Origin of the sequence: Bradyrhizobium sp. LTSP885 (assembly GCF_000938305.1) — a bacterium.
GTDB lineage: Bacteria > Pseudomonadota > Alphaproteobacteria > Rhizobiales > Xanthobacteraceae > Bradyrhizobium.
Map to the genome: position 1 here is coordinate 120,743 of NZ_JYMT01000031.1, position 21,492 is coordinate 142,234.

18 protein-coding genes are annotated in these 21,492 nt (G+C 64.2%); 4 read left to right on the forward strand and 14 right to left on the reverse strand.

What is annotated here, in order from left to right; all coding sequences use genetic code 11:
- Window positions 1–8: 8 nt before the first annotated feature.
- From UP09_RS19200 to UP09_RS19225, 6 genes are all read right to left on the reverse strand, one after another.
- A complete protein-coding gene (locus UP09_RS19200) occupies window positions 9–707 on the reverse strand; it encodes an ABC transporter ATP-binding protein (RefSeq protein ID WP_044539824.1) in 699 nt (232 codons plus the stop codon).
- Window positions 694–1,425 (reverse strand): ABC transporter ATP-binding protein, encoded by a 732-nt coding sequence (locus UP09_RS19205; RefSeq protein ID WP_044539825.1) that lies wholly within the window; start codon window positions 1,423–1,425, stop codon window positions 694–696. Before UP09_RS19205 ends, UP09_RS19200 begins: the two co-directional genes overlap by 14 nt.
- A 1-nt stretch (window position 1,426) precedes the next feature.
- Window positions 1,427–2,743: an ABC transporter substrate-binding protein gene (locus UP09_RS19210; RefSeq protein WP_044539826.1), complete on the reverse strand. Its 1,317-nt coding sequence runs from the start codon at window positions 2,741–2,743 to the stop codon at window positions 1,427–1,429.
- Between the two features lie 44 nt (window positions 2,744–2,787).
- Entirely contained in the window at window positions 2,788–3,876 is a 1,089-nt protein-coding gene (locus tag UP09_RS19215) for a CobW family GTP-binding protein (protein ID WP_044539827.1), read from the reverse strand.
- A 3-nt stretch (window positions 3,877–3,879) separates the two neighbouring features.
- Complete coding sequence (locus tag UP09_RS19220) at window positions 3,880–5,544, reverse strand: amidohydrolase (RefSeq protein ID WP_044539828.1); 1,665 nt, start codon at window positions 5,542–5,544, stop codon at window positions 3,880–3,882.
- 482 nt (window positions 5,545–6,026) lie between these two features.
- Window positions 6,027–6,701 (reverse strand): helix-turn-helix transcriptional regulator, encoded by a 675-nt coding sequence (locus UP09_RS19225; RefSeq protein ID WP_044539829.1) that lies wholly within the window; start codon window positions 6,699–6,701, stop codon window positions 6,027–6,029.
- 238 nt (window positions 6,702–6,939) lie between these two features.
- Between UP09_RS19225 and UP09_RS19230 the strand changes: the two genes are divergently transcribed.
- Complete coding sequence (locus tag UP09_RS19230; RefSeq protein WP_044539830.1) at window positions 6,940–8,142, forward strand: serine hydrolase domain-containing protein; 1,203 nt, start codon at window positions 6,940–6,942, stop codon at window positions 8,140–8,142.
- A 12-nt stretch (window positions 8,143–8,154) separates the two neighbouring features.
- Here UP09_RS19230 and UP09_RS19235 read toward each other — a convergent pair whose 3' ends face one another.
- A complete protein-coding gene (locus UP09_RS19235; RefSeq protein ID WP_044539831.1) occupies window positions 8,155–8,982 on the reverse strand; it encodes a dienelactone hydrolase family protein in 828 nt (275 codons plus the stop codon).
- A gap of 105 nt (window positions 8,983–9,087) precedes the next feature.
- On the opposite strand from UP09_RS19235, the gene UP09_RS19240 reads away from it, so the two are divergent.
- Together UP09_RS19240 and UP09_RS19245 are read left to right on the forward strand one after the other, a co-directional pair.
- On the forward strand, window positions 9,088–10,014 hold the full coding sequence (locus tag UP09_RS19240) for a GlxA family transcriptional regulator (protein ID WP_044539832.1): 927 nt from the start codon (window positions 9,088–9,090) through the stop codon (window positions 10,012–10,014).
- A gap of 75 nt (window positions 10,015–10,089) precedes the next feature.
- A complete protein-coding gene (locus UP09_RS19245) occupies window positions 10,090–11,136 on the forward strand; it encodes a LacI family DNA-binding transcriptional regulator (protein ID WP_044539833.1) in 1,047 nt (348 codons plus the stop codon).
- Window positions 11,137–11,296: 160 nt separating this feature from the next.
- Here the strand turns inward: UP09_RS19245 and UP09_RS19250 are convergent, their stop codons facing one another.
- Window positions 11,297–12,937 carry a flavin-containing monooxygenase gene (locus UP09_RS19250; protein ID WP_082070199.1) on the reverse strand — a complete coding sequence of 547 codons (1,641 nt, stop codon included), beginning with the start codon at window positions 12,935–12,937 and terminating at the stop codon, window positions 11,297–11,299.
- Between the two features lie 174 nt (window positions 12,938–13,111).
- Between UP09_RS19250 and UP09_RS19255 the strand changes: the two genes are divergently transcribed.
- Window positions 13,112–14,341: an ABC transporter substrate-binding protein gene (locus UP09_RS19255; protein ID WP_044539834.1), complete on the forward strand. Its 1,230-nt coding sequence runs from the start codon at window positions 13,112–13,114 to the stop codon at window positions 14,339–14,341.
- Window positions 14,342–14,461: 120 nt separating this feature from the next.
- Here UP09_RS19255 and UP09_RS19260 read toward each other — a convergent pair whose 3' ends face one another.
- From UP09_RS19260 to cbbX, 6 genes are all read right to left on the reverse strand, one after another.
- On the reverse strand, window positions 14,462–15,295 hold the full coding sequence (locus UP09_RS19260; protein WP_044539835.1) for an inositol monophosphatase family protein: 834 nt from the start codon (window positions 15,293–15,295) through the stop codon (window positions 14,462–14,464).
- Between the two features lie 57 nt (window positions 15,296–15,352).
- Window positions 15,353–16,543, reverse strand: a complete 1,191-nt coding sequence (gene mmsB / locus UP09_RS19265; RefSeq protein WP_044539836.1) for a multiple monosaccharide ABC transporter permease — start codon at window positions 16,541–16,543, stop codon at window positions 15,353–15,355.
- On the reverse strand, window positions 16,540–18,135 hold the full coding sequence (gene mmsA, locus UP09_RS19270; RefSeq protein ID WP_044539837.1) for a multiple monosaccharide ABC transporter ATP-binding protein: 1,596 nt from the start codon (window positions 18,133–18,135) through the stop codon (window positions 16,540–16,542). The genes mmsB and mmsA overlap by 4 nt, the downstream gene beginning before the upstream one ends.
- 153 nt (window positions 18,136–18,288) lie before the next feature.
- Window positions 18,289–19,362, reverse strand: coding sequence for a multiple monosaccharide ABC transporter substrate-binding protein (gene chvE, locus UP09_RS19275; protein ID WP_044539838.1), 1,074 nt, complete (start codon window positions 19,360–19,362; stop codon window positions 18,289–18,291).
- Window positions 19,363–19,817: 455 nt separating this feature from the next.
- Window positions 19,818–20,534 (reverse strand): HAD family hydrolase, encoded by a 717-nt coding sequence (locus UP09_RS19280; protein ID WP_044539839.1) that lies wholly within the window; start codon window positions 20,532–20,534, stop codon window positions 19,818–19,820.
- On the reverse strand, window positions 20,531–21,460 hold the full coding sequence (gene cbbX, locus UP09_RS19285) for a CbbX protein (protein WP_044539840.1): 930 nt from the start codon (window positions 21,458–21,460) through the stop codon (window positions 20,531–20,533). Before cbbX ends, UP09_RS19280 begins: the two co-directional genes overlap by 4 nt.
- Window positions 21,461–21,492: the final 32 nt, after the last annotated feature.

Genomic DNA, 21,492 nt, shown 5'->3' on the forward strand with positions numbered 1-21,492 from the left:
CGTGTTGGCTAATTGCCGAAATAGGCATGTGTCAGTTGCTCGGGTTGCATCTCGCGCGCCGGCCCGGTCAGCGAGACCCGGCCCTTCAGCAGGCAATACACTCGCTCGCATGCGGCGAGCGCACGCTTGACGTCCTGCTCCACCAGCACCACGGCGGTGCCCTCGCCGCGAATATCCGCAAACGAGCGATAGATCTGCTCGACCACGACAGGGGCGAGCCCGAGCGAAATCTCGTCGCATAGCAAAAGGCGCGGATTCGACATCAGGGCGCGGCCGATCGCGGCCATCTGCTGCTGGCCGCCGGAGAGCTGCCCCGGCACCATCCGCCGCCGCTCTTGCAGAATCGGAAGCAGGTCGAACACGCGCCGCAACGTCCAGCTTCCGGAGCGCCGGTTGACGGTGCCCATCAGCAGGTTTTCCTCGACGGTCAGCGAGTCGAACAATAGTCGCCCCTCCGGCACCATGATGAGGCCGAGCCGCGACACCTCTTCGGCCGGCATGCGCGAGATGTCGATGCCGTCGAAATGCACCGTCCCCGACCGCTCCTCATTCAACCCGACGAGCGCCTTCAGGAAGGTGGATTTGCCCGCGCCGTTGGCGCCGACCAGCGCCACCGCCTCGCCGTTTCCGACGGTGAAATTCATGTCGAAGACGGCCTGGAGGTCGCCGTAGAAGATCTGCAGGCCAGTCACGTCAAGCAACGCCATCGGCCTTCAGTCCCATGTAGATTTCGCGCACCACGGCGCTGTCCATGACATCGGCCGGCGGTCCCTCCAGGACCTTGCGGCCGAAATTGAGCACGAGGATACGATCCGACACCGCCCGCAGCGCGTGCGGAATGTGCTCGATCCAGATGATCGCGTGATCGGCCTTGACCGTCCGGATGATCGCAACAAGACGCTCGACCTCGGGCTCGGTCAGCCCCGCGGCGATCTCATCGAGCAGAATCAGGGCGGGCTTCGAGGCCAACGCCTTGGCGAATTCGAGCCGCTTGCGGTCGATCAGCGGCAACGCGCCGGCAAGCTTGTCCGCCTTGGCCTCGAGCCCGGTCCGCTGCAGCACCTCCATGGTCCAGGAGGACGCCGCCTCACCATGCAAGCCCGCGCCGTAGGATGCCGCCACCAGCGCGTTCTCGTAGACCGACAGATGCGGGAACGGCTGCGGGATCTGGAACGCCCGTCCTAGGCCCATGCGTGCGCGGCGGTGCGGTGGCAGGCCGGTGATCTCCGCGCCGTCGAGCATGATCGAACCGCCGTCGGCCGTGACGAGGCCGACGATCAGGTTCAACAGCGAGCTCTTGCCCGCGCCGTTCGGACCGATTACGCCGAGGCACTCTCCGCGCGCCAGCTTGAAGCTGACGGCGTCGGCGACGACGATCTCGCCGAAGCGCTTGGACAGTCCGTTGACGCGCAGCAGCGGTGCCATCTCAGCCCAGCTTGGAGAGCAGCGCGAGATCGGCCTGCTTGGGGATGAACGGCGCTGTGCCGTTATGGACGATCAAGAGCTCGTATTTCGACTTGCCGCCCTTGGCCTTGCGCCACTGCCCGCCCGCCAGCGAGGTCACCGCGACGTTCTTGATCGGTGTTCCCTTGAACTTCACCGGCCCGACGACTGTCTCCATGTCGAGATTGGCAATGGCGTCGCGCAGCGAGTTCTTGTCCTTCGGATCGCTATTTTGGAGCGCCGCGATCGCGACCTCCCACAACGCGTGAGCATAGCCGATCGGCTGGGTCCATTGCTTGCCCGTGGTCTTCTCCCATTCCGCGGCCAGTTCAGCGGCGCTCTGCCCGGTCAGCGACGATTTGAACGGATAGGCCGGCGTCCACCAAACCTCGGTCGACATGCCGTCGCCGCGATCGCCGAGCGCATTCACCGCGCTCGGGAACAGGAACGCCGCCGCCACCGTGCAGATCTGCGGCTTGAAGCCGGCCTGCGCCGCCTGGTTCCACAGCGTCACCCAGTGATTGCCATAGGCAAAGCCGGAGACGATATCGACGCCGTTGCTCTTGAACGACGACACCTGGTTGGTGAAATCATCGGTCGCGATCTGGAACTTGCCGGCGGAGAGTTCCTGATAACCCGCCTGCGCAATGCCGCCGGGCAGCCCGACCTTCGGGTCGGAGAACGCCTGGCCCGCGGGATTGTCGATATAGAATGTGCCGACCTTCTTGTTGGTCTCGACCGACTGCCACATGCCCATGAAGTTCTTCACGACGTCGTCGGCGCCCCAGAAGAAATGGTAGCTGTAGGGGAAACCCTTGTCCGGCGTCGACTTGCGCGGAAACATCCAGCCCTGCCACGGCACCATGGTCGAGATCGAAGGGATACCGCGAGCATCGGACAGCTCCTGCACCGGGGCCTGCGCGTCGCCGTCCTCGATCAGGATCAGGTCGCATTTCTCGCGCAGCACCAGCTCGCTCGCGACCACCGACGAGCGATTCGGATCGGATTGATTGTCCTTGAACACGAGTTCGACCTGATAGGTCTTGCCGCCGATCTTCAGCCCGTCCTTGAGGCGGGCCTTGATGCGCTCGTGGATCCAGGTGTCCGGCTCGGCGAATGGCGCGCGAACGCCCGAGAGGCATCCGACCCAGCCGATCTTGATGGTGTTGCCGGCCGCGCGCGCGATGTTGACCAGCGGCACGTTCATCGCGGACGCAAGCCCGGTGGCACCGGCTGCTTTCAGCAATGTGCGCCGGTTGAGCCGGCTGGAAGACGTCTTGGTGTTCCTGGTCTCAGTCATGTCCCTCTCCCTCAATAACCCTGATAGAATCACCCGGCCGCAGGTCATGCGGCAGATCGCTGGATTGCTTTGCGGTTGACGGCCGCAAACTTGCACAACGTGTTCTCGATGATGTCGCGCGGAATGCCGCGCACGATGAAGACGAGCCGCGAGCAGCGATCCGCGGACGGCCAGCCGGCAAGCGTGATCGGCGGATGGAAGACGTGCTGGACGCCATGCACCACCATTGGTGCATCAGGCTGCTCGGCGATATTCACGATCGCCTTGAAGCGCAGCAGGTCCTCGCCCCTGAGCGCCGCGACATACTCGAGCCAGCGCGCGAACGCTTCGCCCTGGACCGGCTCGTCGATGATCAGGCTGTAGGACGACACGCCCGTATCGTGCGCGTGATGGCCGTGATGATCGCAGTGCTCGTCTTCACAATGATGATGCGCGTGATCGTGGGGCGCGTTCGCGGCCTGCGACGCCGTCTCGAACCAGCGCACGACATCCGCAGATCGCGCCGCCGGATCGAACAGTCCGGCGTCGAGCACTTTTGCCGGATCGACCATCCCGTTCCGCACGTGGCTGCGAACCGCGATCGGATTGATCGCGGCCAGCCGCGCCTCGAGCTGCGCGAGCGCGTCATCAGAGGCAAGATCGGTCTTGGTCACAAGCAGCCGGTCGGCGACCGCGATCTGCCTGACCGCCTCCGCGTGTGCATCAAGCGTGTGCGCGCCGTTGACCGCATCGACGGTCGCGACCACGCCATCGATCCGGTAGCGGTCGACAATATCAGGCGCCGTCATCAGCGTGTGCAGCACCGGCACGGGATCGGCGAGGCCCGTGGTTTCGACCAGCACGCGGTGAAACGGCGGAATGGTCCCTGCGGCCCGGCGCGAGGCGAGATCGGCCAGCGTCTCGATCAAATCCTCGCGCACCGAGCAGCAGATACAGCCATTGTCGAGCAGCGCCAGCCGATCTTCGCTGCTCTCGACCAGCAGATGGTCGAGCGCCACCTCGCCGAATTCATTGATGATGGCGACAACGCCGTTGAGCGCGGGCTGGCGCAACAGATGGTTCAGCACCGTCGTCTTGCCGCTGCCGAGGAAGCCGGTGAGAACCGTGACCGGGATATGATCCGCCGTGTCCATCGCTCACCCCCGCTCGTAGACCTTGCGACCAGCGAAGAAAGTCATCTCGACCCGTGTGTCGGCGAGCTGGTCTGCGGGGATGTCGAAGATCATCTGGTCGACCACAATCAGGTCGGCCGATTTACCGACCTCGATCGAGCCGACGGTCTGGCCGAGCCCGGCGGCGCGCGCGGCATCGATGGTGTAGATGTCGATCACGGTAGCCAGATCGAGCGCCTGCTCGGCCCACAGCGACTTGCCTGGAAAATCGCCGGTCGGATTTTGCCGCGTCACCATACCCTCGATGCCCTGCCAGGGATCGGGGATCGGGATCACCGGCCAGTCCGAACCGCCGGCCATCAGCGCGCCGGCGTCCTTCAGATCCTTGTTCGGCCAGAAGCGCTGCGCGCGCTCGTCGCCCATCGCGGCCTTGTGCGCCTCGAGGAAGATGGTCGGATACCAGATGATCGGCGACAAATCGGCGGCGACGCCGAGTTCGGCAAAGCGCGGGATGTCATCGGGCGTGATGTAGCTCGCATGCGCGATCTGGTGAACCAGATCGGTCGAGCCGTTGAAGCTGCGCACGACGTCGATGGCGTCCAGCGCCTGCGTCACCGCAGCATCGCCGGCGCAATGGATTTTTGCGGCGAGCCCGAGCTTCTCGCAGCGCCCGAGCCAGCGGATCAAGTCCGGCACGGTCAGCATGGTCGAGCCGCGGAAGCAGCAGCCGCGCACGGGATCGGCCAGATACGGCTCGTGGAACGCCGCGGTCTTGGCGCCGGGGACGCCATCGAGGAACACTTTTACATAATCCGGCTTCACATGGGCGCCGCGATACTGCTCGCGCAGCGCAAACAGCTCCTCGCCAGCCTTGCCGAACATGAAGCCGGACTCGACCACCGGCATCGCGCAGACCGCCCACGCGGTGAGCTCGCCGCGATCGTCGAGCCCCTTCAGCGCGGCCATGATCGGCTGCATGCTGGCGGCATCGATGAAAGCGGTGACGCCATAAATGTTCAGTAGCGAGATCGAACGCGCCACCGCCGCGCGGTCCATCTCGGCGGTGTAGTGCCCGGACGCCGCGAGCGCCCGCTCGACGAGGCCCGATGCGGCCTCGATCATGATCCCGGTCAGTGTGCCGCTCTTGAGGTCGCGGGCAATCTCGCCGTCGGTCGGGTTTGGCGAATCGGCCTGCACACCGGCGAGCCGCAGCGCCGCCGAGCTGGCCCAGCGGTTGTGATAGCTGTCGTCGCGCAGCAGCACGGGATGGCCGAGGCTTGCCGCATCGAGCAGCGCGCAGGATTCCGCGGTGTTGAGATCACCGAGCAGATTGTTGCCGAACTGGCCGCCAACAATCCAGGCGCCCGGCGCGGCGGCTGAGGCCGCCTTGTGGATGGTTTCCGCGATCTTCGCGATGCTGTCGCTGGACGAGAAGCGCAGCTCGTAGAGATCGGCCTGCCCGCCCATCATGATGTGGTTGTGGATGTCGACGATACCAGGCATCGCCATCCGCCCGCCGAGATCAATCGTGACGGTACCCTCGCCGATCAGCGGCGCGACGTCGCGCTCCTCGCCGACCGCCACGAACCGGCCGGCCTTGACGGCCGCGCTCGCGGCCCAGGGCTGCTGCCGGTTCGACGTATAAATCCGGCCGTTGCGGAAAATCGTATCGGCGAAAGTCTTGTCCATCGGCATCAACGTCCCGCTGGGAGGGCCTCGAAGCGCACCGTCCTTGCGCACGGTGCCGGGCGCACGTCACGGAACCACGGACGAGGCCGGCATATTCAGACAAAGGTTCGGCATGTCGGGTTTACGGGCAATCAACCGTCCGGTGGATGATGTTTCGTCATCGCAGCGCGAACGGCAGGCGTTGCGCGCCACTGCATCCAAACTGTCGTCCCTGCGAAAGCAGGGACCCATACGCCGCGGCTTGTGTTGCGAACGGGGCTCGTCGTTCCGGCGTAGCGAAACAATCAACGTCGGTGGTTATGGGTCCCTGCTTTCGCAGGGACGACAGCGCATATGCGGTGCAATGGATTGCTTCGGCCTTCGCCAAGGCTTCGGCGGACAAGTCGCGGAGCCTGTCATCGGGCGCGCATTCGCGCGACCCGTTGGCTCGCAGTGACGTGGAGAGAGCTCCCGTCGCCTCGGAATTCAGGCGATGCGCAGCCTCAGTGCCGCCGCGACATCAGCGCCACCACGGCGGAACGGGTCTCGACGCCGAGCTTCTCGAAGATGTGGATCAGGTGGGTCTTCACGGTGGCAAGACCAATGCTGAGGCACTCGCCGATCTCGCGGTTGGTCCGGCCGCAGCACAACAACTCGACGACCTCCACCTCACGCGCGGTGAGGCCATAGCGCGGCGGTTCGTCGGCCGCGGGCGACAGGCGGCTGGTCAGGTTGAACTCGAGATAGTCATGGATCTTCTCGGCAATGTTCATGCTGCCGTCGGGAACCTTGCACCCCGGCGACCACAGCACGCTCATCCCGGCCACGATCCGGTCATTACGGCGGAAGAAAAACTCGATCATATCGGCGACGCCGCATTGGCCGGCGAAGCTGCGGTACATCGCCGCCTCCGCCGTGGCGCATTGGTCGAGCGCGGCGCTCAGCCGGGCAATCGGCTGATTGGTCGCGGAGCGCGGGTGCAAGGGATCGAGCCGGTTCATGCCGGCCAGGTACTGGTCGTGGAAACTCGGCGGGACATTGCTCGAGAGCACAAAGCGGTTGAGATTGAGGCTGCCATCGACCTCGTAAAACGCGGTCGCAGAGCCTTCGAGAATCCCCCTCGCGAAGTGGATGGCCTGCGTGGTCGCCGGATCCGAGCGGCCCAAAAGCGCAATCATGACCTACCCTCTCGATGTTCCCCGATGGCGGACGTCTGCGCGCCGCATATGGCTCCGCACGCTGGGGCAGACGCCCGGCGTAGTCAAGCAATTTACGGGCCAGAACCTGACGTCGCACAATTCCAAAATGGTTACGCCGAAGGTACCCGCAGCCCACCTCCACCATCCGGTTGATTGCGCGCCGTGCGGCGCGTACTGGATTTTGATCCGTCTCCCAAACGCCTTGGCTGGAACACGAATGAATTCACGTCGCATCATGGCCGCCTTCCCTCCGGCGGCCAACGAACAAGTCACGCTCGCCAACTGGCGCCAGCATCCCTTCAGCGAGTGGGCCTTCCGCAACGTGCGCGAATTGCTACCCACCGCGAACATCGCGCGGGCGCCGGAGCCAGCACCACTGTCGTTTGCACCGGGCTATCTCGAGGACGTCAGCTTTGCGAATCCACGCGGCGAGACCGTCAGTGTCGCCGAAGCGCTGCGCACCAGCCATACCGACGGCATCGTGGTGTCGCATCGCGGACGGATCGTGTCCGAATGGTATGCCCACGGCCTGACGCCTGAGACGCCGCATTTGATCTTCTCGGTCAGCAAGTCGGTCGCCGGCACGCTCGGCGGCATCCTGGCCGATCTCGGCAAACTCGATCCCGACGCGCCTGTCGTGAGCTACATCCCGGAGATGGAGGGATCGGTCTATGGCGGCGGCTGCACGGTACGGCATTTGCTCGACATGAGCGTCGGCATCCGCTTCGACGAGGACTACATGGCACGCGACGGCGATGTCATGAACTACCGGCGCTCGACCGGTTGGGAGCCGCCGGATCCCAGCGTTCCCGCAACCAATCTGCGCGACTATCTCAAGACGTTGCGGCCAAATGGCACGCCGCACGGCCACACCTTCCACTACGTCTCGACCAACACCGACGTGCTCGGCTGGGTCTATGAGCGGGCCTGCGGCATCTCCTACGCCAAAATCCTGTCGCAATATCTCTGGCAGCCGATGGGCGCCGAGCACGACGCCTACATCGCGGTCGATTCCCACGGCGCCGCGCGCGTTGCCGGCGGCATCTGCGCGACCTTGCGCGACCTCGTCAGGTTCGGCGAGATGATGCGCAATCACGGCGTCAGCAACGGCCGTCAGGTGGCGCCGAACTGGTGGATCGACGACATCAGGCGCAACGGCAATGCCGAAGCGTGGTCGCGCGGCGACCTCACAAAAGTGTTCCCGAGCGGCAACTATCGCAGCAAATGGTACACGATCGATCGCGGCGAGACGCCGTTTGCAGCAGTCGGCATCCACGGCCAGTGGATCTATGTCGATCCGGCCAACGAAATGGTGATCGCGCGGGTCTCCTCGCAGCCGCTGCCGCTGGACCTCGATCTCGATCACATGTGGCTGCGCGGCTATCGCGCGATCGCGGCAAGACTGAGCGGCGAATCCTGACGCGGCCGACGTTCATCCCTTCGCGGCTGACAGCCTCCGTTTGAAGAATGCCAGGATCTCATCGCGCGCCGCGATCGTCGGCTGACCGGCCTCGTCGATCAGATGCGCGGTGACGACGCTGTGCGGCGTCGTGACGAAGGTCTGGAAGAACGGCGGAACATCGCGGTTGGCCGCGCTGTCAGGAAGCACCCGCCCGATAAAACGGTCACCGAGCGCCTCGGCATAGGCCGCGAAGCGTTGCGCCATGCAGAATTTGTCGCCGGCGAAGCGATAGGCCAGCACGGTCAGGTCCTCGCGCTCCAGCCGCGCGCGGACCGCCTTGACCTCGTCAGGCGCGATCTCGATGCCATCTGGATCGTTCAGCGGCAATGACGGCTGCGACAGCACCGGCGCCAGCATCGACGGCTCCAGCATCATGGTGAGCGCAAAATTCCCCGTGAAGCACATTCCGATGGCGCCGACGCCGGGACCGCCGCATTCGCCGTGGGCAAATCGTGCGAGCGAGCGCAGCCACTGCGTCACGGGACTGGATTGATTGGCGGCCATCGCGCGAAACTCGGCGCTCACGCAGGCGCGCTGAAACACCGCAGCCCCCTCCTCCGCGCCGGCAATTGCGCCGTCGCGGCCGAACAGCGACGGCATGTAGACGGTGAACCCGGCATCGCGAACCCAGCGGGCGAAGCGGGCGACATGCGGGCTAATGCCCGGCATCTCCGCCATCACGATAACGGCAGGACCAACGCCAGCGACATGGACGGCCTTGCTGACGCGATCGAGCGTGATGTCGCGGCGCTGAAAATCCTCCAGCGGATCGTCCTGCGTCATGGGCCGGTTCGGCATCGGCGTAACTCCCCGTCGTCTTCCTTGTCATCTTCCTTGCCATCGTTGCGATTTGGCGGCCGAGTTGCTAGTGTCAAAAATGACATTAATCGTGTATTTTTTGACATGACCAAAGTTGCCGTTGTCGAGATCGACGGCTGCCTGGCGTCCAGCGCCGCCATCACTTACGACGTGCTGGCCACCGCCAACCGTATCGGCGCGACGAAGCGCGCGCATTTCGAGGTGACGACGCTGCGTTACGGCCCGAGGCGGCGCAGCGGTCACCCGCGAGGCGTCGATCTCGTGATCGTGCCCGGCCTCGGATCGGCGTCGGCCGATGAGCTGGAGCTGAAGTTGAGCAGTCCTGCATGCCGGCGCGCGCGCGACATGCTCGCCGCCGCGTTCGAGGATGGCACCATGCTCGCCGCCTCCTGTGCCAGCAGCTTCCTGCTGGCAGAGACCGGACTGCTCGATGGCAAGCGGGCGACCACGACATGGTGGTTCGCGCCGCTGTTCCGGCAGCGCTATCCGAAGGTCAACCTGATGACCGAACGGATGGTGGTGGCCGATTGGCCGATCGCAACCGCAGGTGCCGCGATGGCGCAGATGGACCTGATGCTCGCGGTGGTCGCCCGCTTCGCCGGCCCAGGTATCGCCAAGGGTTGCGCCAACTACCTGCTACTGGACGAGCGGCGTTCCCAGGCTCCTTTCATGGCGATCAACTATCTGGCGAGCCAGGATCCCAAAGTCGCCAAGGCGGAAAAGTGGGTGCGCAACAACATCGCGCGTGACTTCGCGATCGAGGACGTCGCTACCGCGGTCGGACTGGCGCCGCGGACCTTCGCCAGGCGGATCGCCGCGGTCTGCGGCGTCTCGCCGATCCAGTTCGTGCAACGGATCAGGATCGAGGCGGCGCGATCGCTGCTCGAAACCACCCGCCTCTCGGTCGAGCAGATCGCGCGTGAGGTCGGCTATGCCGAGCCTTCGACGCTGCGCCGGCTGATCCGGCGCGTGACCCGGCATTCGCCGCGGCACTTTCGGTCCGCCGGATGAACAGGAATCATTTGAGATTCGGGACGGGGCCTGATTAGGTTCAACGACAAGGCAATCGACGAGGCGAAGACAACAATGACCAGGACGCGACGGACACGACCGACGATTCGTGACGTCGCCGCCGAGGCCGGCGTGTCGGTCAGCAGCGTCAGCCGCACGCTCAACGGCGGCATCTACACCAGCGCCGAACTGCACGCCCGCATCATGCGCGCGGTGAAGCGCCTGGGCTTCGAGCCTGACCAGGCCGCGCAGGCGCTGCGCTCGCGGGCCTCGAATACGATCGGCTGCATGGTGGCCGACTTCTCCAACCCGCACTACACCGACATGGTGGGTGCGGCCGAAGAGGAGTTCCAGCGCGCCGGCTTCCTGCTGATGCTGGCCGCGACCAAGCATGAGGAGGCGCGCGAAGCTGCGTTCCTGTCAGCGGTGCGCCGCCGCCAGATGGATGGGCTCTTGCTGTTCGCGGGCGACAATTCCCACACGGATTTCATGAAGGGGTTGGCGACGCTCGACCTGCCCTGCGTCACCGTCGACCGCGAGGTGCCTGATAGCGCCGCGGTTCGCGTCGATCACCGCGGCGGCGCGCTGGAGGTGACGCGCTATCTGATCGGGCTCGGCCATCGTCGCATCGCACTCCTGACCGGAAGCGCCGCGGTGATGCCGAGCGCCGAGCGGCTCGCCGGCTATCAGCAGGCGCATCTCGACGCCAAGATCGAGCTCGATCCGGCCCTGATCCGCCCACATATGCAAGGCGCCAACACGGCGTTCAGCTCGGTTTGCCAGTTGCTGCAACTGGCCACGCCGCCGACCGCGATCATCTCGCTCGGAACCAGCATGCTGGCGGAAGTGCTGGAGGCGGTCACGAGCAAGGGGCTGCGCTATCCGCAGGACGTGTCGATCGTGTGCAGCGGCGACACCGATCTCGCCCGCCATGCGACGCCCGCGATCTCGGCGCTGAGCTGGGACATGAACGAGGTCGGCCGCATCGCCGCGCGGCTGCTGCTGGCGCAGATCCGCGACGGCGACAAGGCCGCTATCGGCGAGCCGATCTACCTGCCGACGCGATTCATCCTGCGCCACTCCTGCGCAGCACCACCGACGGCGCGCGGGCGGAAGTCGTGACGGACACGACCTCACGTCTGGAAACGGTACCAGGATCGACTCTTTCCACGTCATTGCGAGCGGAGCGAAGCAATCCATCCCTCCTCTGCGGTGCTATGGATTGTTTCGTCGCTGTCGCTGCTCGCAAATGACGGAGAGACCGCGTCCGCGAGACCAACTCTCAACGCCTGATAAACCCCTCGTAACCGCGCTGCGCAACTTGTGCGATCCGATGCCGGTAGCCCTGGCCGACATAGGGCATGAACACCCGCGGCTTGCCGGCAATGTTAGCGCCCTGATACCAGGAGTTGGCCTTCGGATAGAGCGTGCGGCTCGCGGCGTCGGCAACATGTGCCATCCAGCCGCGTTCGGCGTCGTGCTCCGGCTCGATGCGGGTCAATCCTTTGGCGCGCATGCTGTCGAGGCAGGCCGTGATCCACTCGACATGGTTCTCGCAGGCGTGGATCACATTGCCGATCACCGATGGGCTTCCAGGCCCGGTGACGACGAACAGATTGGGAAAGCCCGACACCATCAGGCCGAGATAGGCGCTGGGCCCATCGGCCCAGGCTGTCTTGAGGCTGGTGCCATCGCGCCCGCGAATCTCCATCGCGGCCAGCGCACCGGTCATCGCGTCGTATCCGGTCGCCAGCACCAACGCGTCCAGCGCAAAGGAGCGCGTCGCGGTCGCCACGCCAGTCTCCGTGACCGCCTCGAGCGGTTCTTCGCGAAGATCGACCAGTTCGACATGCGGCAGATTGTAGGTCGCGAAATAATCGCTATCGATGCAGATGCGCTTGACGCCGAGCGGATAGTCCTTCGGCGACAGCGCCTCCGCGGTGGTCTCGTCCTTGACGATGCCGCGGATCTTGTCACGCACGAACTCGCAGGCGACGTCGTTGACGGCCTCATTGGTGAGGATGTTCGGGAACGCGGTGAGGATGCCGCCGCCGCCCTGTTCCCAGAGCTCCTCATAGCGCGCCCATTGCACGTCCTTGTCTGGCACCGGCGCGTCGAACGCATTCGCGGGCACCCGCCCGAACTCCGGCGTCTCGAGGCTCTCGCGGTATTTCGCGATCACGGGTTCGGCGGCCGCCACGTCAGCGTCCGAGAGCGGCGCGTTGCGCGACGGCACCGAGTAGTTCGGCGTACGCTGAAACACGGTCAGCCGGCTCGCCACTTTCGCGATCAGCGGGATCGTCTGCACGCCCGACGAGCCGGTGCCGATCACAGCGACGCGCTGTCCGGAAAAATCGATCTCGCCATGCGGCCACTGGCCGGTGTGATAGACCGGCCGACCAAAACGCTCCAGGCCCCGCAGCTTCGGCTTGTTGGGGACCGAGAGATTGCCGGTCGCCATCACGCAGTAGGACGCCACGATGCTGTCACCGCGATCGGTGCGCAGCGTCCAGCTCCGGCTCGCCTCATCCCAGTCCGCCGTCGTCACGCGCGTGTCGAAGCGGATCGCAGCGCGCAGATCGAACCGGTCGGCGACACGCCGCGCATAATCAAGGATTTCCGGCTGCGCTGCGTATTTCTCGCTCCAGCGCCACTCCTGCCGCAGCTCCGGCGACCAGGTGTAGGAATAGAACAGGCTCGGGATGTCGCAACGCGCACCCGGATAGCGGTTCCAGTACCAGGTGCCGCCGACATCAGCTCCCGCCTCGATGCCGATCACCTTCAGGCCGAGTTGTCGCAGCCGATAGATCGCATAGATCCCGCCGAAGCCGGCGCCGACCACGACAGCATCGCATTCTGCGACAGTCGGCGGCCTTGTGCCGCTGACGTGATCGACCGGGCTTGCCTGCTCCAGTCCAGTCATTTCTCAACTCTCTCCCGATCGCAGGAATATTGCCATTTGCCGGAACACGCGCTAATCTGGAAACGTTTCCAGATGGAAGCGCATAAGACAATCTTCGCCGCACGTCAACGCGCTGGCCCCTCACCCGGGCTTGGCGGACGCAACGAGGGCGGACAAGCAGGGAGTGGTTCGGGGATGTTGAACGGATTTTGCCTTCGTGCGTGGAGTGTAGCTGTTGTCGCTGCGATCGGCGCGCTGTCGCCTGCGCACGCGCAGAAGAATTACGGCCCGGGCGTTTCGGACACCGAGATCAAGATCGGCAACATCATGCCCTATAGCGGGCCGGCCTCCGCCTTTGGCATCATCGGCAAAACCGAGGCGGCCTATTTCGCGATGATCAACGAACAGGGCGGCATCAACGGCCGCAAGATCAACTTCATCTCCTATGATGACGGCTTCTCGCCGCCGAAATCGGTCGAACAGGCGCGCAAGCTGGTCGAGGGCGACGAGGTCTTCGTGGTGTTCCAGCCGCTCGGCACCGCGCCCAATGTCGCGATCCAGAAATATCTCAACGCGAAAAAGGTCCCCCACCTCTTCATTGCCTCAGGTGCGACGCGCTTCGGCGACCCGAAGAACTTTCCGTGGACGATGGGCTGGCAGCCGAACTACCAGAGCGAGGGACGGATCTACGCCAGGTACATTCTCGACCATTTCCCGAACGGCAAGATCGCGGTGCTCTGGCAGAACGACGATGCCGGCAAGGACGCGCTGAAGGGCATGCGCGACGGTCTCGGCGACAAAGCGAGCAGCATGATCATCGCCGACAAGTCCTACGAGCTAACCGATCCGACGCTGGATTCGCAGATCGTGGCGCTGCGCGCCTCGGGCGCCGATATCCTGTTCGCCTGGGCGGCACCGAAGGGCGCGGCGCAGACGATCAAGAAGGTCGCGGAAATCGGCTGGAAGCCGACCATCTTCCTGACCAGCACGGCAACTTCGGTCGCCTCGGTGATGCGGGCCGCGGGCGTCGAGAATTCGCAAGGTATCATCTCGGTCGCCTATCTGAAGGACCCGACCGATGCGACCTGGAACGACGACCCGGAAACGAAGGAATGGCGCGCCTTCATGGACAAGTACATCCCTGACGGCGACAAGACCAACGGCAATCACGTCTATGGCTACGTGGCCGCAGGGACGCTGGCGCAGGCGCTCAAGCAGTGCGGCGACGATCTCACGCGCGAGAACGTCATGAAGCAGGCGGCCAATTTGAAGAACTTTGCGCCAAAGATGATCCTGCCCGGCATCAAGATCAATACCAGCCCGACTGACTTCCGTCCGATCGAGCAGGAGCAGCTGATGCGTTTCGAAGGCGAAAGCTGGAAATTGTTCGGCGATATCATCACCGGCGAGGTCGGCAGCGAATAGACGCGGTCGCAAGCGCCTCTCCTCGTCATCACATCCTCTCGCTGTTTGAAAATTGAATCAGGGCAACCCGTCATCCTGAGGTGAACGAGACCCATTCTCGACGTCGTCCCGCGCGGACACCTATCCACCCAGCGTCAGGATCGCCTGCTTCGCGGCATGCCAGCTCTCTTCGTCCGGCGCACAGAGCAACCCACCCGTCAGGTTGACGGGCTTGTAGGGTGATCCATCGAAATGCGCGCTGTAGCCGCCGGCCTCGCGATGCAGCAGCCAGCCGGCGGCGTGATCCCACGGCATCAGCTTGTTGTAGAACAGCAGGTGGCAATGTCCCGACGCCGCCATCCGATATTCATGCGCGGCGCAGCGCAGCCACGAGCTCATGCCGAGCTTCGAGAGATTGCCGGCCACCACAGCTCGCAGTGGTTCGGGAATAAAATTGACGCCGATCACGGCATCCATCTGCTTGATTGGTGCGGCAGGCGCGACCTTCAGGTCGAAGCGCTTGCCGTCCGCCGCCTCGATCCAGGCACCCGCGCCGCGCAGCGCGTAGGCCGTATCGTTGCAGACGGGGTCATGGATCGCGCCGAACACGATCTCGCCGCGCATGGTCGCCGCGACCATGGTCCCGAACAGCGGCAGGCTGGAGGTGAAGTTCCGGGTCCCGTCGATCGGATCGATGATGAAGGCCAACTCCGCGGTCCCGATCTGGTCGAGCCCGGCCGGATCGCGCGCCGTGCCCTCCTCGCCGATGATGACGGCGCCCGGAAAGGCGCGCGACAGCGCCGCCGATATCACCTGCTCGGCAATTTCGTCGGCTTCCGTGACCACGTCGAAGGCGGAGGTCTTGGTGCGGACCTCGATCTCCCTGATACGGCGGAACCGCGGCATGATCTCGGTGCGGCCGACCTCGGCCAGGATATTTCCGATGTTCAGCGCATCGGCATGGGACAGTTTCACGCGGCATTCTCCTGCGTTGCGCCGGCATCCTACCGCAGAAAGATGACCGCGTGGCCGTCAGCGGCGCTGGTTGTAGACATCGATGCAGACGGCGCCGAGCAAAACGAGGCCCTTGATCACTTGCTGATAATCGATGCCGACACCGAGGATCGACATGCCGTTGTTCATGACGCCCATGATCATGGCGCCGACCACCGCGCCGCCGACCCGGCCGACGCCGCCATAGGCCGAGGCGCCGCCGATGAAGCAGGCGGCGATCACGTCGAGCTCGAAGCCCAGGCCCGCTTTTGGCGTCGCCGTGTTGAGCCGCGCGGCAAAGACGAGCCCGGCCAGCGCCGCCAGCGCGCCCATGTTGACGAAGGTAAAGAAGGTCAGCCGCTCCGTCTTGATACCCGACAGTTTTGCGGCCTTGGCGTTGCCGCCGACCGCATAGATCTGCCGCCCGATCACGGTGCGCCGCGTGACGAAGCCGTAGGCCGCAATCAGGATCGTCATGATGACGAGTACGTTCGGCAGGCCGCGATGCGAGGCGATCAGATAAGTGAAGTAGAGCACCGCGCCCGCCAGCGCGATGCTCTTGGCGACGAAGAAAGCGTAAGGCTCGACCGTGATGCCGTGTGCCTGCTCGCGCGTCCGGCCCTTGGCGCTCGCCAGCACCAGCGCGAATGCCAGCACGACGCCGATCAGGAGCGACGTCGGATAGAACGTACCGGCATTCGGGAACAATTCCGGGATGAAGCCGGACGACAATTTCTGGAAGGTCGGCGGAAACGGCCCGACCGACTGTCCCTGCAACACCGCCAGCGCCAGGCCCTTGAACACCAGCATCCCCGCCAGCGTGACGATGAAGGACGGAATTTTGAAATAGGCGACCCAATAGCCCTGCGCCGCGCCGATCGCGGCACCGACCACGAGGCAGACGACGAATGCGAAGGGATAGTCAACATGGTAGCGCACCATCAGCACCGCCGCGACTGCGCCGACGAAGCCCGCGACCGAGCCAACCGAAAGATCAATGTGCCCGGTGACGATCACCAGCAGCATGCCGAGCGCCATGATCACGATGTAGCTGTTCTGCAGCACGAGGTTGGTGAGGTTGACCGGCTGCAGCAGGGTGCCGTCGGTCACGATCTGGAAGAACAGCATGATCGCAAGCAGCGACAGCAGCATGCCGTAGCTGCGCAGATTGTTCTTGATGAACCCGGAATGCCGCGGCGTCTCGGGAAGCGAAACCGTCTTGTCGGTCATTGCATTGCCTCTCTTGGCCCTGCCTCTCCTGCCCGCACGGCACCGTCATGAGCGCCGTTTCCGGACATCCTGACATTGTGCATGATAGCGCGCATGATCTTCTCCTGCGTTGCGTCGGCCTGTGCGAATTCGCCGACGAAGGCACCGTCATTCATCACGCAGATCCGGTCGCAGATGCCGAGCAGCTCGGGCATTTCCGACGAGATCACCACGACGCCCTTGCCGGCCTCAGCCAGCTCGTTGATGATACAATAAATCTCGTATTTCGCCCCGACGTCGATCCCGCGGGTCGGCTCGTCGAGCATCAGGACCTTCGGGTCGGTCATCAGCCATTTCGACAGCACCACCTTCTGCTGGTTCCCGCCCGAGAGCTGGCCGGCCTCCTGATAGACGTCGGAGCAGCGGATCCGCATCCGGTTGCGGTAGTTGCTGGCGGCCTTCAGCTCGACGACGTCGTCGATCACACCACGTTCCGAGATCTGGCCGAGGCTCGCCAACGTGACGTTCTTGCGGACATCGTCGGCCAGGATGAGCCCGAGCAGTTTGCGGTCCTCGGTGACATAGGCAAGGCCGGCATCGATCGCGGCCGGCACGCTGGAAAGATCAGGCGCGCCGCCATCGAGGCGGACCTTGCCGGAGATGTTGTAGCCCCAGGCCCGGCCGAACAGGCTCATGGCAAACTCGGTCCGGCCGGCGCCCATCAGGCCGGCGATACCGACCACCTCGCCGCGACGCACCGTGAAGTCGACATTCTTGATCACCTGCCGCTCGGTATGGAGCGGATGATGCACCGACCAGTTCTCCACCGTCATCACGGGCTCGCCGATCTCGACCTTCCGCTCGGGAAAGCGATGCGCGAGATCGCGGTTGACCATGCTGCGGATGATGCGGTCTTCCTCGACCTGCTCGGTCAGGCAATCGAGGCTGTCGACGGTGCGACCGTCGCGCAGCACGGTGATGCGGTCGGCGACGCGCGCGACCTCGTTCAGCTTGTGCGAGATCAGGATCGAGGCAATGCCCTGCGCGCGGAATGCGAGCAGGCGCTCGAGCAGGGCCGCACTGTCGGCCTCGTTGAGGCTCGCGGTGGGCTCATCGAGGATCAGGAGCCGTACCTTCTTGGACAACGCCTTCGCGATCTCGACGAGTTGCTGCTTGCCGACACCAAGATCTGTGACCAGCGTATCCGGCGACTCACGCAACCCCACCAGCGCCAGCAACTCCGCGGAGCGCCGGTACACCGCGTCGCGATCGATGACGCCGAACCGCGACGGCGGATGCGACAGGAATATGTTCTCGGCGATCGACATCTGTGGGATCAGCGCCAGTTCCTGGTGGATGATGATGATCCCGAGTGCCTCGGAGCCATTGATGTCGCGGAACCGGCGCTCCTCGCCGTCGAAGACGATTGCGCCCTCGTAGCTGCCGGCCGGATACACACCGCTCAGCACCTTCATCAGGGTCGACTTGCCGGCACCGTTTTCGCCGACCAGCGCGTGGATCTGCCCGGCTTCCACGGTGAAATTGACGTCGCGCAGCGCCTGCACGCCCGCAAAGCTCTTGCTGACGCCGCGCATATCAAGCATTGCCGTCATCGGATCTCGTCCCGCAGCACCGAACGCCCTCGACGCAGTTCGATCCGGCGGACGAAATCGTCCACCGGTCCAAGCCTATTTGAGCATGATCTCCGCGCAAACGCTTCGCGTTTGTCGCAAGGAAAGCCGGTGCCCACTTTTCCGGATCATGCCCTAGTCGAATTGCGCGCGCTTGTAATAGCAGCTGTCAACCAGGACTTTCTCCCAATTGGTCTTGTCCACCACGACCGGCTTGAGCAGGTACGACGGAACCACCTTGACCCCGTTGTTGTAGGTCTTGGTGTCGTTGACGGTGACCTCCTTCTTGCTCAGCACGGCGTCGACCATGTCGGCCGTCACCTTGGCGAGGTCGCGGGTGTCCTTGAAGATGGTCGAATATTGCTCGCCGCGCAGCATCGCCTTGATCGAGGGAACCTCGGCATCCTGCCCGCTGACGACAGGCATCGGCTGGTCCTTGCTGCCGTAGCCGACGCCCTTCAGCGACGAGATAATGCCGATCGACAGGCCGTCATAGGGCGACAGCACTGCGTCAACGCGCTTCTTGCCGTAGAACGCGCTGAGCAGATTGTCCATCCGTGCCTGCGCGGTCGCGCCGTCCCAGCGCAGGGTCGCGACCTTGTCCATCCCCATCTGGCCGCTGCCGACGACGAGCTTGCCGCTGTCAATGTAGGGTTTCAGCACCGACATCGCGCCGTCGTAGAAGAAATAGGCATTGTTGTCGTCGGGCGAACCGCCGAACAGCTCGATGTTGAAGGGCCCCTTGCCCTCCTTCAGTCCGAGGGCTTTCTCGATCGACTGCGCCTGCAGCACGCCGACCTGGAAATTGTCGAACGTCGCGTAGTAGTCGACATCGGGTGTGTTGCGGATCAAGCGGTCATAGGCGATCACGGTGATGCCCTTGGCTTTGGCCTGCTTCAGCGCGTCCGACAGTGTGGTGCCGTCGATTGCCGCGATGACAAGCACCGTGGCGCCCTTGGTCACCATGTTCTCGACCTGGGAGAGCTGGTTCGGGATATCGTCTTCGGCATATTGCAGGTCGGTGCCGTAACCGCGGTCCTTCAACACCTTGACCATGTTGTTGCCGTCATCGATCCAGCGCGCCGAGGATTTGGTCGGCATCGCGATCCCGATGGTCGGCTTGCCCTGGGCCATGGCGTCGCGACCGGACACCGACGCGGCGAGGCCGGCCAGCGCGAGCGCAAACAAGGTGGTCTTCGACTTGAACATGCTTCACTCCCTTTGTTTTTTGAATTGAGCCAGCGTTGCCGTCGACAGTGTCAGTCGTCGGCCACCGCCGGTAAGCCTGCCGTAGATTTTCGGCGGTGTCGCGTCCACGCTGACGGCGTCACGATCCGAAATCGCGGAATGTCGATTGAGCCAATGAGCAGCGTCATCCTCGCTCCGCACCCTTTGTCCGTGCCGATCCGAAAATGCCGTCGGGTTACCCGCGCGTCACGGCGTGGGTTGAAGGAGGCGCGGGAATGGCGTGGGGGATCATGAGGCGCTGTCTCCCGGCATTGTTGGCAAGCGCCATCCACCAGAGCTTCTGGCGTAATGGCACCTTTTCAGCGACCCTTGGTGGATCGCACCCCTACTATTCCACGGATGACGAGCCCCGACTAGTCATATTATTTGACTATTGGGTTCATTCGGTGACGCTGATCGGCCAGCGGGAGCAGGTATCAATAGCCGATATCAGAGAGATCATCGACGACGAGCAGGGCTTCGGTCCAATCATCGTCGCTGAAATACGCGCTTCGGCTGATGATCACGGGAATGCCGGCCCGCGACGCCGCCATCAGGCCGTTGCCGGAATCCTCGATGGCGATGCAGTCCCCCGGCCCGAGCGCCAGCCGCGAGAGCACCTCGACATAGACGTCCGGCGCCGGCTTCTTCCTCGGAACATCGTCGCCGGCCACGATCGTCTCGAACAGGCCGGCCCAATCGGGGCCGAGCGCCACCGAGAGCAGCGCATCGATATTGCCATGCGACGTCGTCGTGGCAATCGCCAGGCGCTGGCCGCGGCGGCGTGCGCCTGTGAGCCACGCGTCCACGCCCGGCCGCAGCGGGCAGTTGCCCGTCGCGATCAGCGCGGCGTAGCGCGAGGTCTTGATCCGGTGCAGGTCAGCGATGTCGGAGAAGGACAGCAGCGGGGCAGCGCTGCGCTGGTCGAACGCGCGGATGCGCTCCTTGCCGCCGGCCACGCGAAGCAACCGTCCGTAGGTTGTTCGATCCCAATGCCAGCCAAGGCCAGCCTCGGCAAACGCTTCGTTGAACGCGCGGCGATGCACCTCCTCGGTTTCAGCCAAGGTGCCGTCGACATCGAAGATCAGCGCGCGGGCGCTCGCAATGATATCCCGCATCCCGGCCGTTCGGGTGGCCGCGAGCGCCTGGTTCATCGCCCCTGCTCCGTCGCGCCGGTGTCCTTTGCGAACACGCGGCTCGCCAGGACATCGCCGGCTTCGATCGACATCACGTCATCGGCGGTGAGGGTACGGTCGAGCTTCGCCACGATCCGGTTGGCCTGCCGCAGCCGGATACGATCGAGCGCGTTGCGGATCGAGCGGGCGTTGGAGAATAGCGGCTGCGCCTTGCGCGCGGCGATGTAACGGATGAAGGCCTCGCGTGCTTCCGGCGAGAAACGATAATTCTGCTGCTGCAACATCAGCTCGGCGATCCAAAGCAGCTCCGCATCCAGATAGTCGGGGAAGTCGATGTGGTGCGCGATGCGCGACCGGAAGCCGGGGTTGCTCTGGAAGAATTTTTCCATCCGGTCGCCATAGCCGGCCAGGATCACGACCAGATCCTCGCGCTGGGACTCCATCACCTGCAGCAGGATCTCGATGGACTCCTGGCCATAGTCGCGCTCGTTCTCGGGCCGGTAGAGATAATAGGCCTCGTCGATGAACAGCACGCCACCCATCGCCTTCTTCAATATCTCCTTGGTCTTCGGCGCGGTGTGGCCGATATATTGCCCGACCAGATCGTCGCGCGTGACGCTGATGACGTGACCGCGGCGCACGAAACCGAGCTTGTGCAGGATGCCGGCCATCCGCAGCGCAACGGTGGTCTTGCCGGTGCCGGGATTTCCGGTGAACGACATATGCAGGGTCGGAAATGTCGTGGCGAGCGCCATCTTCCGCCTGATACGCTCGACGAGCAGCAGCGAGGCGATCTCCCTGATCCGCGTCTTCACCGGCTTGAGCCCGATCAATTCGGAATCGAGCTGGTCGAGCACATCGCCGATGCCGAGGTTGGCGAATTCATCCCGGAGGTCGACGGTCTCAACCGGAGTTTCGCGGGGCTGCTCTTGCGGTTTCATCATGGTCCTCTCGACAATCGAAAAGCTCCGTCGCC

Bases quoted from the DNA above. Each gene is read 5' to 3' on its own strand.
- UP09_RS19200 (WP_044539824.1), bottom strand. From the start codon at position 707: ATGGCGTTGCTTGACGTGACTGGCCTGCAGATCTTCTACGGCGACCTC.
- UP09_RS19205 (WP_044539825.1), bottom strand. From the start codon at position 1,425: ATGGCACCGCTGCTGCGCGTCAACGGACTGTCCAAGCGCTTCGGCGAG.
- UP09_RS19210 (WP_044539826.1), bottom strand. From the start codon at position 2,743: ATGACTGAGACCAGGAACACCAAGACGTCTTCCAGCCGGCTCAACCGG.
- UP09_RS19215 (WP_044539827.1), bottom strand. From the start codon at position 3,876: ATGGACACGGCGGATCATATCCCGGTCACGGTTCTCACCGGCTTCCTC.
- UP09_RS19220 (WP_044539828.1), bottom strand. From the start codon at position 5,544: ATGGACAAGACTTTCGCCGATACGATTTTCCGCAACGGCCGGATTTAT.
- UP09_RS19225 (WP_044539829.1), bottom strand. From the start codon at position 6,701: ATGATTGCGCTTTTGGGCCGCTCGGATCCGGCGACCACGCAGGCCATC.
- UP09_RS19230 (WP_044539830.1), top strand. From the start codon at position 6,940: ATGAATTCACGTCGCATCATGGCCGCCTTCCCTCCGGCGGCCAACGAA.
- UP09_RS19235 (WP_044539831.1), bottom strand. From the start codon at position 8,982: ATGCCGAACCGGCCCATGACGCAGGACGATCCGCTGGAGGATTTTCAG.
- UP09_RS19240 (WP_044539832.1), top strand. From the start codon at position 9,088: ATGACCAAAGTTGCCGTTGTCGAGATCGACGGCTGCCTGGCGTCCAGC.
- UP09_RS19245 (WP_044539833.1), top strand. From the start codon at position 10,090: ATGACCAGGACGCGACGGACACGACCGACGATTCGTGACGTCGCCGCC.
- UP09_RS19250 (WP_082070199.1), bottom strand. From the start codon at position 12,937: ATGACTGGACTGGAGCAGGCAAGCCCGGTCGATCACGTCAGCGGCACA.
- UP09_RS19255 (WP_044539834.1), top strand. From the start codon at position 13,112: ATGTTGAACGGATTTTGCCTTCGTGCGTGGAGTGTAGCTGTTGTCGCT.
- mmsB (WP_044539836.1), bottom strand. From the start codon at position 16,543: ATGACCGACAAGACGGTTTCGCTTCCCGAGACGCCGCGGCATTCCGGG.
- mmsA (WP_044539837.1), bottom strand. From the start codon at position 18,135: ATGACGGCAATGCTTGATATGCGCGGCGTCAGCAAGAGCTTTGCGGGC.
- chvE (WP_044539838.1), bottom strand. From the start codon at position 19,362: ATGTTCAAGTCGAAGACCACCTTGTTTGCGCTCGCGCTGGCCGGCCTC.
- UP09_RS19280 (WP_044539839.1), bottom strand. From the start codon at position 20,534: ATGAACCAGGCGCTCGCGGCCACCCGAACGGCCGGGATGCGGGATATC.
- cbbX (WP_044539840.1), bottom strand. From the start codon at position 21,460: ATGATGAAACCGCAAGAGCAGCCCCGCGAAACTCCGGTTGAGACCGTC.